This is a genomic window from Pandoraea sp. ISTKB (assembly GCF_001721285.1).
GTDB lineage: Bacteria > Pseudomonadota > Gammaproteobacteria > Burkholderiales > Burkholderiaceae > Pandoraea > Pandoraea capi.
In genome coordinates this window covers 95652-108263 of record NZ_MAOS01000050.1, presented here as the reverse complement: position 1 = coordinate 108263, position 12612 = coordinate 95652, and the positions used below count along the sequence as shown (strand labels likewise).

Below are 12612 nucleotides of genomic sequence, written 5' to 3'. Positions count from 1 at the left end.
CCGACTCGTTCGATGTCAGGTTCGTCGACGGCGTCGCTTGCGTCGCCCTCCCCGGTGTCGTCCCTCAGCCGCTCGGTGCTCGCGCTGGCGAGCGTGGCGGCGCTGCTCGCGGGGTGTGCCGGTGTGCGTCACGACCCGCTTCCCGCCGTGCAGGTGCCTGCGCAATGGGCAGCAGCGCCGGGGGCAGGCACAGCGTCCACGGCGGCCGTCATCGCCCCCGACTTCTGGCGTGCGTTCGGCGATCCGGTGCTGGACAAGCTCATCACCGACGTACTCGCCGTCAACAACGATCTGGCGGTGGCGGGGATTCGCGTCTACCGGGCGCAGTTGCAGGCCGGGTTGGCGGACACGAACCTGACGCCGTCGGTGACGGTCAACGGCAACGGCACGGTGTCGCGCACGCTCGATACGCATGCGATGGGACGCAAGAGTACCTTGCAGGCCACGGCGTCGTACGAACTGGATCTGTGGGGCAAGCTGGCGGCGCAACGCGACGCCGCGCGCTGGGAGTACGAAGCGACCGATGCCGACCGCGAGGCCGCTCGCCTGTCGCTCATCGGCACCACGGCGCAGCTCTACTGGACGATCGGTTTCCTGAATCAGCAGATCGCCAACACAGAAAGCAACATTGCTTATACCGAGCGCATTCTGGCGCTGGTACGTTCGCGCTACGCGGCGGGCGCGGTGTCGGGGCTGGATGTGGCGCAGACGGAGGGGAATCTGGCGGACCAGCGCGCCGCCCTGACATTGTTGGTGCAGCAGCGTACGGAGAACCGCAACGCGCTGGCGATCCTGTTCGATCGTCCGCCCGAGCAGGCGGCGGCGGAGCCGTCGACGTTGCCGATGCAGGCGCTACCGGCGGTCCCGGCGGGACTGCCTGCCGAACTGCTCGGCCGCCGGCCGGACCTGCGCGCGGCGGAGTTGCGCCTGCGCGGCACGCTCGCTAACGTCGACATCACCCGCACGAGTTTCTACCCGACGTTCACGCTGACCGGGCAACTGGGCACGACGAGCACGTCCCTTGAGCGCGTGTTGCAGAACCCTGTCGGCTCGCTGGGTTTGGGGCTGGCGCTGCCGTTCATTCAGTGGAACACGATGCAGTTGCAGATCAAGGTGTCGCAAACGCAGTACGAGGAGGCGGTGGTGAATTTCCGCAAGAGCCTCTACACCGCGCTGAGCGAAGTCGAGAATGCCCTGTCTGCACGGGATCAGATCACTAAGGAAAGCGAGCAGCGCGCGTTGTCGGTCACGCAGGCGCAACGCGCCGAGACGCTGTTGCGCTCACGTTATCGGGCGGGCGCCATCGGCGTGCAGCCGTGGCTCGAACAACTCCAGTTGCTGCGCACCGCGCAGACCGCCGATGCGCAGACGCGTCTGAACCGTCTGAACAATCGCATGACGCTTTACAAGGTGTTGGGCGGGGCGGGGAATGCGTCGGATGTGAGCCCGCCGGCGTAATCACCACGCGATTACGCGTCATCACGAAGCGGCGCGAGCATTTTCCTCATCCGGCATGAAAGATCGATCAGATTACTCGTGAGGCGATCGCTTACGAGGAGATTCATCACGAGAGAAAAATACAATGGCTTCTCTCTCTTTCGCGCAATGAAATTCGATGTCGAGCAATCGGAATACAGCGTTCGCGGCCGCTTTCGCCGGGATGGTATCGGTGCAATCGGGGGCGGCGTTTGCGAAATCGCTGTTCCCGCTGGTGGGCAGTGAGGGCGTCGCCGCGCTAAGGCTTGGCATTTCCTCGCTCGTCCTCATCGCGGTATTCCGACCGTGGCATCTGAATCTCCGGCAACTCGGCATTTCCTGGCGGACGATGCTTGCCTACGGCATCACGCTCGCGCTGATGAATCTGCTCATCTATCGCGCTTTCGCCTACATTCCCGTGAGCATCGCAATCTCCATTGAGGTGATGGGGCCGTTGCTTGCCGCGCTAGTGAGTTCGCGTAAGAAGACCGACCTCGTCTGGATTGCCCTCGCGGCGCTCGGCATGGTGTGGCTCGCGATAGGCGATGTGCATGGGGAAATCGATATCCGGGGCGTGCTGTTCGCGTTGGCGGCAGCATTGTTTTGGGGCATCTATGTGATCGTCGGCCGTGAAGCGTCGGGCGGCGGCGGGCGAACGGTGGCCGTTGGCATGGCGATTGCCGCATTGATTGCCGTGCCGCTGGGCGTGTCCCAGGCGGGCAGGGCGTTGCTGGCGCCGCATGTCCTGTTCGTCGGGTTTGGCGTGGCGGTGTTGTCGAGCATGTTGCCGTTCCTGCTCGACATCTATGCGATGCGTCGTTTGCCCGCGCGGGTGTTCGGGGTGCTGTTGAGCGGATCACCGGCCGTCAGTGCGATTGCCGGATGGCTCGTGTTGCACGAGACGCTGACGATCACGCAATGCGTGGGCATCGGCTGTGTGATGGCGGCGTGTGCGGGGTGCGCGTTGTTTTCCCGGCAGCAGACGGACGGCTGATCGTCCCCGTTACGGCAGATCGAAGAGAGGGATCTTCAGGCCGGTTTTCACCTGATCGAGCACGATCAGCGTTCGATAGGTGAGGATGTCCGGGTTATCGGCGAAGTGTTGCCGGATGAGTTGCTCGAAGTGCTGCAAATCCCGGGAAATCATGATGATGATGAACGACACGCCGCCGTTCACGAAGTAGCACTGCTGAATCTCGTCGACGTCGCGGAAATACAGCTTCGCCCGATCCATCACGACACTTCGATCCTCAACCAGCCGCGACTCGATGACCGCGGTGACCGGATTGCCGACGAGTTGCGGGTTCAGGACCGCAACGTTGCTCCGGATGACCCCCTTGCTTTCCAGTCGACTGATGCGACGTTGCACCGACGGTGTCGACAGGCCAACCTGTTCCGCGATTGCCCCATGCGACAGGTGGTTATCCGTTTGCAGCAGATCGAGGATGTTCAGATCGAAGCGGTCGAGCCCGCGATCGGGGCCATTCTTGTCGACTTTGTTTCTCATGGGTGGGGAGGGCGGCATGGATCCCGCATTATGCCGCCTCCGTCACCGTTGCACATTTACCGATGCGTGAGTCGCTTGTCCGCCGCCATCAGCAGGCCGTTACAGGTCAGGGCAAAGATGGTGAGGAACAGCGCCACGGACATGATGGTGCCGATGTCGCCGAGGTTCATCGCATTGGTCAGCAGATAGCCGAGCCCCTTTTGCGAAGCGAACATTTCGCCGATCAGCACGCCCAGCAGCGTGAGCGAAAAGCCCAGCCGCATACCGGCGACGATCTCGGGAAAGATGGCGGGCAGCACGACACGCCATACGGTCTCCCGGAACGGCATGCGCATGGTCTGCGCCGCGCGCAGATACACGGGCTTCATCTGACGTATCGCGTTCATCGTGAACACGAGAATCGGGATGAGACCGTGCATCACACCGAACGCCACCTTGGCAGAGAGTCCCAGCCCGAAGACCAGCAGCACCAGCGGATATAGCGTGACCTTCGGCAGCGAGTACAGATTGACCAGCAGCGGCTCGGCCACCGTGCCGGCCATGCGGTTGATGCCCAGCAGCACACCCAGCGCAATCCCGCCCGCGACGGCAATCACCAGCGCGTAGATCAGCGCGCGGCCGGTCTCGGCTACGTTATCCCAGAACGACGCCGTGCCGAGCATCTGCCACAATTCCGCGACCGTCTGCGCCGGTGAACTGAGCGACGCACCGCCGACCGCGAGATGCAACGCCTCCCAGAGCAGCACCACGACCAGCACGACGCAGGTAGGTCCGATCAGATTTTTCATGCGAATTCTCCGTTGCCCGCTCAGCGCTGACGCCGCGCCTGAAAGCGCGCGTCGAGCCGGTTGAGCACCACGTTGATCAGCGTGACAGTGACGAGCACCATCAGCATCAACGCGTACATGTCGTCGTTCTGGAAGTTGTTGTAGGCGTATCCGATCGCGTATCCGATGCCCGATCCCGACAGAATGAATTCCGACGCGATCACCCCGATAAACGCATACGCCACCGACAATTTCACGCCGCTGAACAGATACGGCAGCGCGGCAGGCAGCTTCACGCGCAACGCCGACTGCCAGGGCGACAGACGCATCACCCTGGCGGTCTTCGACAGCGAGCGCGGAATGCGATCGAGTCCGGTAAGCGTGGCCGTAATCATGGTCACCACCGCGAGCATCACGGCAATCGCGATGATCGGCAGCGATCCCACGCCGAACAGCACGATGAACACCGGATAGAAGATGAACGTCGGCACGGCGTAGTAGCTCACGATCATCGGTTCGAGCGCGCGCCGCACGCTGGGCATCGCATGAATCGCGAGTCCCAGCACGAAGCCCAGCACCACCGCCGTTACCGAAGCCGCGACGATATTGATCAGGCTCGTCGCAATATCGTGGGCGAAACGGCCGTCGCGCAGCACTTCGATGGCATGACCGGCCATCGCGCTCGGTGCAATCATGACTTCCGTGGGGATTACGCCGACGCGGCACAGAAACTCGATGAGCAGCACGAAGCCGATCACCACGCCGCTGCGCCACAGGGTTTCCCGCTTGATGATTCGTTGCGTCATCACGACTCCTCTGGCCATGAAGTCAGTGCGCGGCGCCGTCGGCGCCCATGACCTTGAGCGACTCGATACGCAGCTTCTCCCACAGGCGCGACGTAATCTCCCCGAAGCGCGGTGTGGACACCACCTGACTGTCGCGATCACGCGACCAGCCCGTCTCCACGATGTCGATGAACAGACCGGGGCGCGACGACATCACGCCCACGCGATCGGACAGCATGGCCGCTTCGTCGAGGGCGTGCGTGATCAGCAGCACGGTGGCCGACGTTTCACGCCACAGGCGCAGCAATTCGTCGCCCATGAGCAGACGGGTCTGCTGATCGAGTGCGCCGAACGGCTCGTCGAGCAGAATCAGCCGTGGCTGGATCACCAGCGTGCGCGCAATGCACACGCGCTGACGCATGCCGCCCGAGAGCTGCGCCGGGTACGCCTTGGCGAAGTCGCGCAGCCCCATGAACCCCATGGCGTATTCCACGCGACGGTTGATCTCGGCGCCATCGACGCCTGCCGCACGCAGGCCGAACGCGATGTTGTCGCGCACGTTGAGCCAGGGAAACGAGGCGTCCTCCTGGAACACTACGCCCACGCCGTCCGGCACGCCCTTGACCGGCTTGCCCTCGAACATCACCGTGCCGCTGCTGGGTTTGGCGAGTCCGGCGAGCGCGTCGAGCAGCGTCGACTTGCCGCAACCCGACGGCCCGACCACCGAGAAGAATTCGCCCTTGAGCAGCGTCAGATCGATGGGGCCGAGCGCATGAAACAGCTCACGCTCGCCGGGCTTGTTGAAGTAGCGCATCACCCCCGTGAGCACCGCATGGGCCTCCGGTTGCGTGACGGGCGTGGGCGCGCGTGCTGCCACGGCCTCGACGATATGGAGCTTGGAATTCGCTTGCATCAGGTTCATAGCTTCCCCTTGGCTTTCAGATCGGCCGGCAGGAAGCTCGTGTCGACGAGTTTCGACCAGTCCACGTTGTCCTTGATTTCCCCGACGAGCTTGAGCCCGTCGACCATGCGATCGAGCTCCTCGCGATCGAACTCGCCCGTGCTCCACATGCGCGAGCGCTCCATGTTGTCGACGGCCTCCTTGGCGACCGCCGGCGAGAGCTTGAAGCTGGTTTCGATGATTTTCGCCGCGCCGGCCGGGTCCGCATACGTCGCGTCGACACCGGCGCGACGCCCGGCAATGATCGCACGCAGCACGTCGGGATGCGCTTTGGCGAATTCACGCGTGGTGATGCCCACCGATGTGGTCATCGGGCGAAGCACGTCGCCGGCACGATAGACCACACGGTACTTGTCCTTGCGCACGATCGACAGCGGCTCGATCGCCACGGCCCCGGCTACGGCACCCTGCTCAAGCATCGTCATGCCGTTGACGTAGCCGCCCGACGCCACACGCGTCACCTTGGCGGGATCGATGCCCTTGTCGCGCAACACCATCATGAACAGCATTTCCGACACGCTCTTGGGCGAGGTGATCGCCACCTTCTTGCCGACGAGATCCTCCACGGACTTCACATTGCTGTTAGGCATGGTCACCATCGACGCTTCTGCCACGCTGCGCGTGCCCGTATTGACGATGACGATGTCCATGCCCTGACGCGCTGCGGCGAGTGCTGCGGATACCGCGACTTCACCGTACGGCGTCTTGCTGGCGAGGATGTTGCGCACCGTCGTGCCGCCACCGCCGGAGCTGAGAATGCCCGTAATGTCGATGCCGGCCTTCTTGAACAAGCCCTTGTCGATCGCTACGGCATACGGCAGCCCGTACAGGCTGTTGCCCCACTGCGTCACCGAGATCTCCTCGGCGTGAACTGCGCGTACCGCGGGCACCAGCATGGCCGCAGCGCCCAACGTCAGGCAAGCGCGCTTGAACAGATTCGTCATCATCAGCTCCGGGTCCAACATGCAAAAGGTTTGTCGGATTCTGCGCGCACCCCGCTCGCGCAAAATACATTGTAGACACTCAAATAATCATTGCAACGCAATGTTCGTGCCACAGCCTAGGGGTTTGCACTCAGCTGCACTGCATCATGCAAAAGGCCGAAGAAATAAAGGGGTTTGTCGATGCATCGCCTGCATTTTCGTGCACGCATCGTCACATCATGATCGTGCAATTTCCAATGAAAAAATTAATGTGTACGTTATAAATTTCGATGCGCGACGTATGCTGGTGCAGACACTCCCGGCTTTGGTGCTCCGTCACCCGGCATGCACTCGCCTGAAGCACCCCGATTTGCAGTGACGTCATGCGTTTGATGCAGCACAAACTACGGAATATCAGCACTTTGGTCGTCACACTTTCAGGGTGTACACTTCATCACTTTCCATTCGGGCATCGCTTCATGACGTCGCGCAAAGACTCCTACGACTTCCACGATCAGATCGGCCACCTGCTGCGCCGCGCTTACCAGCGCCACGTTGCCATCTTTCAGGACGCCATTCCCGATTCGGACCTGACCGCCGCGCAATTCGTCGCACTGTGCACCGTCAAGGAAAAGCAGTCGTGCTCGCTCAACGATATCGTCAAGACCACGGCCATCGATCAGGCCACCATTCGCGGCGTGGTCGAGCGTCTCAAGGCGCGACACCTCATTGAAGTCACGACCGACCCGAGCGACGGTCGCAAGCTGCTCGTGCGCGCCACCCCCGAAGGCCTCACCCTCATCAATCACACGGTGCCGTTCGCCAAGGAAGTGACCGAGCGCACCTACGGCGCGCTCAACACGGCCGAGCGCGTGGCGCTGGTGTTCCTGCTGCGCAAGATGATGGATAGCGAGACCACGGAGAAAGACGCGTAAGGCCGCGTAAACCCCGTGCCGCGGAGGTCAGGTAACTGCCTCGATATCGTTCGTCGGCACGCTCACGCCTTCATGCGCATGCCGTCAAGCCATCACATGGAAGGCACCAGACTCGGTTGCGCCGGCATCAGCCGGCCCGTACCCGCCAACGCGGCGCGCACGGTTTCCGGCGTGAACGGCGGCGCGACGATGCGCACACCTACCGCATCGTAAATCGCATTGGCCAATGCTGCTGGCCCCGGCACCGAGGCGGACTCTCCGGCCCCCATCGGCGGCTCGCCCTGGCGCGGCATGAGCACGACGTCCAGCGCAGGCAGTTCAGGGAAGGTCAGAATCGGATAGCTGCCCCATTCGCGGCTCGACACCTTGCCGTCCACGAAGCGCACGCGCTCCTTGAGCGAGCGGCTGAGCACCTGTACGACGTTGCCGTGCAACTGATGACGCACCCCGTCGGGGTTGACCATCGTGCCCGTATCCTGGCCGACTGTCACGCGCTCCACCGTCACCTCGCCGGTCATGCGATCGACGACGACGTCGACAATCCACGCCGACCATGCGGCCCCGAAGCCGGGAAAGCGGCTGTGCACATAACGCGCGTAGGCCACACCGCGTCCACGCGCATGACGCGGCGCGGCGTCCCAGCGAGAGGTGTCGTGTGATCGGGGCGTCCAGCCCGCGCGTGCGGCGACCGCTTCGAGCAGCTCGATGGCGCGTTCGTCCTTGAGGTGGCGCAGCTTGAATTGCAGCGGGTCGACGCCCGTGGCTGCCGCCATTTCATCGGCAAAGGCGTCGTGGGCAAACGAGTTGGGCAACGCCGACACGCCTCGGAACCATGAGGCGCGCACCAGCGGTGCCATATCGTCGCAAACGAAGCGGCGGTTCGGGCTCTCGTAAGGCGATACCGCCGTGCGGTCGCCCATTTCGAAGACGCCACCCGTCGGGGGTATCGCGCCGGTCAGCAGCGAGGCGAGGAGGGGCGCATCGTTGGACGGGTAGCGAGAGGCGAAGTCGTAGGCCAGCAACTCGCCGTCGCGTGTTGCCGCACCGCGAACCGTCACGACCTGGCCCGTGCCTTTCGGCTCCCAGAGATGTTCGTCGGCGCGCGACAGTTGCACGCGCACCGGCGCACCCACGGCGCGTGAGAGCAGCAGCGCGTCGGCGCAGACGTCATCCGCGCAATTGCGTCCGTAACAACCCGATGCCTCCATGCGTACGATATCGATCTGCGATTCGTCGCGGGCGATCAACTGCGACAGGTCGTAGCGCAGCGACACGGGGTTTTGTGTGCCGGACCAGACGGTGATTCGTCCGTCGTCCTCCGCGCGGTAGTCGGCCACGGCGCATGACGGACCGATCGAGCCGTGCATCTGATAGGGCCAGACGTAAGTGCGTTCGAGTGTGACCACGTCATCGCGCGCGAAGACCGACGCCACGTCGCCTTCGTCGAGCAGCGCACGACGCGTGGCCGGTGCGGTGGAGATGGCCGTCGCCGGGTCGTCCATGGCGGGCAGCGAGGGTAGTGGTTTCCATGTCACGCGAAGCTCGCGCGCCGCCCGAATGACCTGCTCCTCGCGCTGCGCGACAACCCCGATGAAGTCGCCGATCACGACGACAGCTTTGACCCCCGGCAAATGCATGACGGACGACTCGTCGACGCACAGCAGCGACGCTCCGACGAACGCGCCCGAATCGATACCGCTGTAGGGCGGACGCACGACACGACCATGCAGCATGCCCGGCACACGTACGTCGTGCACAAAGGTCAGTTCTCCGGTCGCCTTGGCCGGAAGATCGACGCGGCGCGACGATTTGCCGACGACGCGATAGGTGGCAGGGTCCTTAACCGGGGTTTCCAGATTCAGCACGAGCGCAATGCGTTCGCCGCGCACAAGTTCGGCAAAAGTGGCGCTGCATGCCACGCCGCCAGCGGTTTCACCGAACACTCGCCCGCCGTCGCAGGACAGTTGTTGTACGGGAATGTCGAATCGACGGCTGGCCAGCCCGATCAGTGCATGACGCGCCTGCGCCGCCGCACAACGCAGCGGGACAGCGGAAATCTGAATGGTGGCGCTCGCGATGGTTGGGCCCTGATTGGGCGTTGCGTCGGTATGGCCGAGCTGCATCGACACCCGAGCGGCTTCGACATCGAGCTCTTCGGCCACGATCTGCGCGAGCGACGTGCGGATGCCCGTGCCCAGATCGACGTGACCGTTGAACGCGAGAATCCGGCCGTCTTCGAGCACAGCGACGAACACTTCGGCGACTTCCGGCACGAAGCTCGAATGGCTGCCCGGCTGACCGGGGGCGGGCTTGATGGGTTTGACGGGCTGGCGGATGACTGTCAGGCAGCCGTCGCGCGCCAGTAATTCGGTGCGATTCACAAGCAGATTCCTGTGGTTCGGCAAGTGCCGTCGCACCATGCCATTCGTCACGGTAGGGGGCCAATATTGCCCCGTCAATCACCCTGCAGTCGTTCTTCCCAACTTGCCAGCCGTTCCCGCTATTCCTGGGATTCCTGCCGCATGCGCCCGCGATCCCGGGCGCGCGGCGGGCCTTGTGCGTCAGCGAGTGCGCTTGTCAGCGGCCTCGATGGCTTCGATGGCGTCCGACAGCGGCATCACGGCCGCATATTTCTGCTGCATATCGAACAGGTTGGCCTCGTGCGGTGCGATGGCGCGATCGCCCACGCAGTCGGACAGCACCAGCGGCCGGAAGCCGTGCGACATGGCGTCGACCACGCTCGCGCGCACGCAGCCGCTGGTCACCGCACCCGCGACGAGCAGCGTCTGCACGGCGCGCTGCGAGAGCCACGGCGCGAGCTGCGTGCCGAAGAATGCCGACGGCACGACCTTGCGCACGACCAGTTCACCCGGTGCGGGCGTCAGCTCCGGCACGATGGCGCTGTTCGGATGATCTTCGGTCAGAGTTGCCATGCCCGGCACCTTGAGCGAAAACACGTTGTCGTCGCTGCCGTCGTCGGCATAGACGATGCGGCTGTGCGCCACCGGCCATCCGTTGCGACGCGCGAGCGCCAGCGCGTCGACCGTGCGTGCGATGGCTTGCGGAATGTTGCCGCCGCCGAAGGTCTTCGGGTCGGCAAAACCGACCACCAGATCGATGATCAGCAAGCCGATATTGCCCTGCACCGGCAGCGGCGTGCCGAAGCCCTGGCGTTGATAGACATGGGCTTCGGCGTGTTGAGAGGTATCACTCATGACGTCTTGTCTCTGGGTAGGGTGCGCGGCGCGATGCCGCACGGATCATTCGCTTTCACTCGTTCACGACCCGGCCGTCCTGCACGACGACGGCGTCGTCGAGCGACACCGTGCAGTGGCGCAGGGGGATGTCGATGTGGCACGTCGTGGTGCGGCTGCCGCCGCCTTCGTTGTTCGGGCCGAGCGAGAACAGGAAGTTGCCTTCGAACGCGCGTGCATCCATGCCGATCGTCGCTTCGCGGTCGTACAACCCGAGCGTCGACCAGCGCGCCCTCGGTTGCAGCCCCCAGCCAATGTGCGAGATGGCATAGCCTTCGGGATCGCGGAACGTCTCCATGTAGTCGCGTAGCAGCGCGGCGTCCACCCCGCCTTCGATGCGCGTGGCATATCCCTTTTCCACGGTCAGCACGATCGGCTCGGTGACATAGCGCTTTTGCGGCAGCAGAATGTCGCCGCGATCGATCACGATGGTGCCGTGCGCCGTGTGATCGTTCGGATACGAGAGGGCGAAGCCGCTCGGCCAGTGATCCCAGCGTCCCGGCTCGTCGACGAATCCGTACTCGGCCGTCGGACCGAATTCGCCCATCGGGCAAATCAGCGACGTACCGGCAGGCGACGTCACGCGCATCTCGCGCGCTGCGCTCAGTTTTTCGGCGGCGGCCAGCACGCGGGCCTTGTCCGCCAGTGTCGGCACCATGCGCGCCAGCACTTCCGGCGGTTCAACGGCGAGCAGGATCTTCGTGCCGCCCTTGAGAATGTCGTGCTGTTCCGGCGAAAACAGCAGCGTCATCAGATCGAGCACGAGGTCGCTGTGCTTGAGCGCGGCAATGGCAGCGCGGTTGCCGGTCAGCGGCGTGGTGCCGAGATAGGCCAGCGAGTCGCGGCTGAACGCCTTTTCGCCGTTCACGGGCGGCAGGTCGAGCCGGTTGACGATCGCGCCCATGGACTGCGTGGCGATCAGCGCGCACGACAGCGTTTGCGGATGCGTCGACGAACTCGTGAGGATCGTGACGGTCTGCCCGGGCGTCAGCTTCGAGAGCGTGAGCACTTCCTTCCAGGCTTCGATCAATTGGTAATCGCTGATGGCCATCGTTTGACTCCTTGTTGACCTCTTGGTACGGCGCCTTCGTGGGGTTCTCGTGGCGTGATCGTCAGACGGCGACCGGCCCACCGAGCGGTGCGCCGAGGAAGTCACCGAACGCCGCATAGAAACCCGCCGCGTTGTCCCACGGAATCATGTGGCCGGCGTTCGGCACACGCACATGCTGCATGGTCGGCGTGGCGCGCTGCAATTCCGCAACGTCCTCGTCGCGCACCACGTCGCCGTTCTGCGCCGTGATGAGCAGCGACGGCACCCGCAACTGCGCGGCGTCAGCGTGGAAATCGTCGTGATGGAAACCTTCGTAGGACGCCAGCACGGCGCGCTCGTCGCAGGTATGCAGCCATTCGGCGCGCAGCGTGCGCTCCTCTTCCGTCCATGTCGGACAGAAGGCGCGCATGCCCTCGGCATCGGTGCCCGCACGTGCGAGTGCCATCGAATCCACATACCAAGGCAGCTTGCCCGGATACTCGCGGCGGCCCGGACCGGAGACCGGCGGGTCGACCAGCACCACCGACACCAGACCGTGCGGCTCGCGCAGGGCGGCGCGTGCGGCGATGCGCGCGCCCATCGAGTGGCCGACGAGTATCACGCGCGCCAGTCCCAGTGCGGCAACGAGCGCGGCTACGTCATCTGCTTGCGCGTCGAGGCTGTAGTCGAGATCGGCCGACGCGCTCGACAGGCCGCGCCCGCGAACGTCGAGCACGTAGGTGTCGAACTCACGGCCGAACACCTCGCCGACGAAGCCCCACGTGATGGCCGGACTCGTAATGCCGGGAATGAGCACGATGGCCGGGCGCGATGCGCGCGCACCGTGTGCGCCGCCATAGCGCAGGTAATGCTGGCGAATGCCGTTGGCGGCCACATTGGCGCCGTACTGGAACGTGGAAGGCATGAGGCAGGCTCCGCGAAAGTCGTGATGTCGGGCAGGAGGAGAGGCGGCG

At 64.1% G+C, this 12612-nt stretch carries 12 protein-coding genes; 3 read left to right on the top strand and 9 right to left on the bottom strand.

What is annotated here, in order from left to right:
• The first annotated feature begins 12 nt into the window (after positions 1 to 12).
• Both A9762_RS19310 and A9762_RS19305 read left to right on the top strand, forming a co-directional pair.
• Positions 13 to 1458 carry an efflux transporter outer membrane subunit gene (locus tag A9762_RS19310; RefSeq protein ID WP_069343628.1) on the top strand — a complete coding sequence of 482 codons (1446 nt, stop codon included), beginning with the start codon at positions 13 to 15 and terminating at the stop codon, positions 1456 to 1458.
• A 157-nt stretch (positions 1459 to 1615) separates the two neighbouring features.
• Positions 1616 to 2470: a DMT family transporter gene (locus tag A9762_RS19305; protein ID WP_069343627.1), complete on the top strand. Its 855-nt coding sequence runs from the start codon at positions 1616 to 1618 to the stop codon at positions 2468 to 2470.
• 9 nt (positions 2471 to 2479) lie between these two features.
• Here the strand turns inward: A9762_RS19305 and A9762_RS19300 are convergent, their stop codons facing one another.
• Genes A9762_RS19300 through A9762_RS19280 form a run of 5 tightly spaced genes read right to left on the bottom strand, consistent with a single transcriptional unit; the run spans position 2480 to position 6461 of the window.
• Entirely contained in the window at positions 2480 to 2983 is a 504-nt protein-coding gene (locus tag A9762_RS19300) for an Lrp/AsnC family transcriptional regulator (protein ID WP_069343626.1), read from the bottom strand.
• Positions 2984 to 3039: 56 nt separating this feature from the next.
• On the bottom strand, positions 3040 to 3771 hold the full coding sequence (locus tag A9762_RS19295) for an ABC transporter permease (protein ID WP_069343625.1): 732 nt from the start codon (positions 3769 to 3771) through the stop codon (positions 3040 to 3042).
• Positions 3772 to 3791: 20 nt separating this feature from the next.
• A complete protein-coding gene (locus A9762_RS19290) occupies positions 3792 to 4556 on the bottom strand; it encodes an ABC transporter permease (RefSeq protein WP_069343624.1) in 765 nt (254 codons plus the stop codon).
• Between the two features lie 22 nt (positions 4557 to 4578).
• The gene (locus A9762_RS19285) at positions 4579 to 5457 is read right to left on the bottom strand and encodes an ABC transporter ATP-binding protein (RefSeq protein ID WP_069343623.1); all 879 of its coding nucleotides are present in this window, start codon (positions 5455 to 5457) and stop codon (positions 4579 to 4581) included.
• A complete protein-coding gene (locus A9762_RS19280; protein ID WP_240493633.1) occupies positions 5454 to 6461 on the bottom strand; it encodes an ABC transporter substrate-binding protein in 1008 nt (335 codons plus the stop codon). The genes A9762_RS19285 and A9762_RS19280 overlap by 4 nt, the downstream gene beginning before the upstream one ends.
• A 437-nt stretch (positions 6462 to 6898) precedes the next feature.
• Between A9762_RS19280 and A9762_RS19275 the strand changes: the two genes are divergently transcribed.
• Positions 6899 to 7354 (top strand): MarR family winged helix-turn-helix transcriptional regulator, encoded by a 456-nt coding sequence (locus A9762_RS19275; protein WP_069343622.1) that lies wholly within the window; start codon positions 6899 to 6901, stop codon positions 7352 to 7354.
• A gap of 92 nt (positions 7355 to 7446) precedes the next feature.
• On the opposite strand, the gene A9762_RS19270 is transcribed toward A9762_RS19275, so the two are convergent.
• The 4 genes from A9762_RS19270 to A9762_RS19255 all read right to left on the bottom strand — a co-directional run bounded on the left by A9762_RS19270 (position 7447) and on the right by A9762_RS19255 (position 12563).
• On the bottom strand, positions 7447 to 9735 hold the full coding sequence (locus tag A9762_RS19270; protein WP_069343621.1) for a molybdopterin cofactor-binding domain-containing protein: 2289 nt from the start codon (positions 9733 to 9735) through the stop codon (positions 7447 to 7449).
• Between the two features lie 180 nt (positions 9736 to 9915).
• The gene (locus A9762_RS19265; RefSeq protein ID WP_069343620.1) at positions 9916 to 10569 is read right to left on the bottom strand and encodes an isochorismatase family protein; all 654 of its coding nucleotides are present in this window, start codon (positions 10567 to 10569) and stop codon (positions 9916 to 9918) included.
• A 55-nt stretch (positions 10570 to 10624) separates the two neighbouring features.
• Positions 10625 to 11659, bottom strand: a complete 1035-nt coding sequence (locus A9762_RS19260) for a 2,5-dihydroxypyridine 5,6-dioxygenase (RefSeq protein ID WP_069343619.1) — start codon at positions 11657 to 11659, stop codon at positions 10625 to 10627.
• 61 nt (positions 11660 to 11720) lie between these two features.
• A complete protein-coding gene (locus A9762_RS19255; protein ID WP_069343618.1) occupies positions 11721 to 12563 on the bottom strand; it encodes an alpha/beta fold hydrolase in 843 nt (280 codons plus the stop codon).
• Between the last annotated feature and the right edge of the window lie 49 nt (positions 12564 to 12612).

Coding starts and splice junctions, on each gene's coding strand:
- A9762_RS19310 (WP_069343628.1), top strand. CDS start 13: ATGTCAGGTTCGTCGACGGCGTCGCTTGCGTCGCCCTCCCCGGTGTCG.
- A9762_RS19305 (WP_069343627.1), top strand. CDS start 1,616: ATGTCGAGCAATCGGAATACAGCGTTCGCGGCCGCTTTCGCCGGGATG.
- A9762_RS19300 (WP_069343626.1), bottom strand. CDS start 2,983: ATGAGAAACAAAGTCGACAAGAATGGCCCCGATCGCGGGCTCGACCGC.
- A9762_RS19295 (WP_069343625.1), bottom strand. CDS start 3,771: ATGAAAAATCTGATCGGACCTACCTGCGTCGTGCTGGTCGTGGTGCTG.
- A9762_RS19290 (WP_069343624.1), bottom strand. CDS start 4,556: ATGACGCAACGAATCATCAAGCGGGAAACCCTGTGGCGCAGCGGCGTG.
- A9762_RS19285 (WP_069343623.1), bottom strand. CDS start 5,457: ATGAACCTGATGCAAGCGAATTCCAAGCTCCATATCGTCGAGGCCGTG.
- A9762_RS19280 (WP_240493633.1), bottom strand. CDS start 6,461: ATGTTGGACCCGGAGCTGATGATGACGAATCTGTTCAAGCGCGCTTGC.
- A9762_RS19275 (WP_069343622.1), top strand. CDS start 6,899: ATGACGTCGCGCAAAGACTCCTACGACTTCCACGATCAGATCGGCCAC.
- A9762_RS19265 (WP_069343620.1), bottom strand. CDS start 10,569: ATGAGTGATACCTCTCAACACGCCGAAGCCCATGTCTATCAACGCCAG.
- A9762_RS19260 (WP_069343619.1), bottom strand. CDS start 11,659: ATGGCCATCAGCGATTACCAATTGATCGAAGCCTGGAAGGAAGTGCTC.
- A9762_RS19255 (WP_069343618.1), bottom strand. CDS start 12,563: ATGCCTTCCACGTTCCAGTACGGCGCCAATGTGGCCGCCAACGGCATT.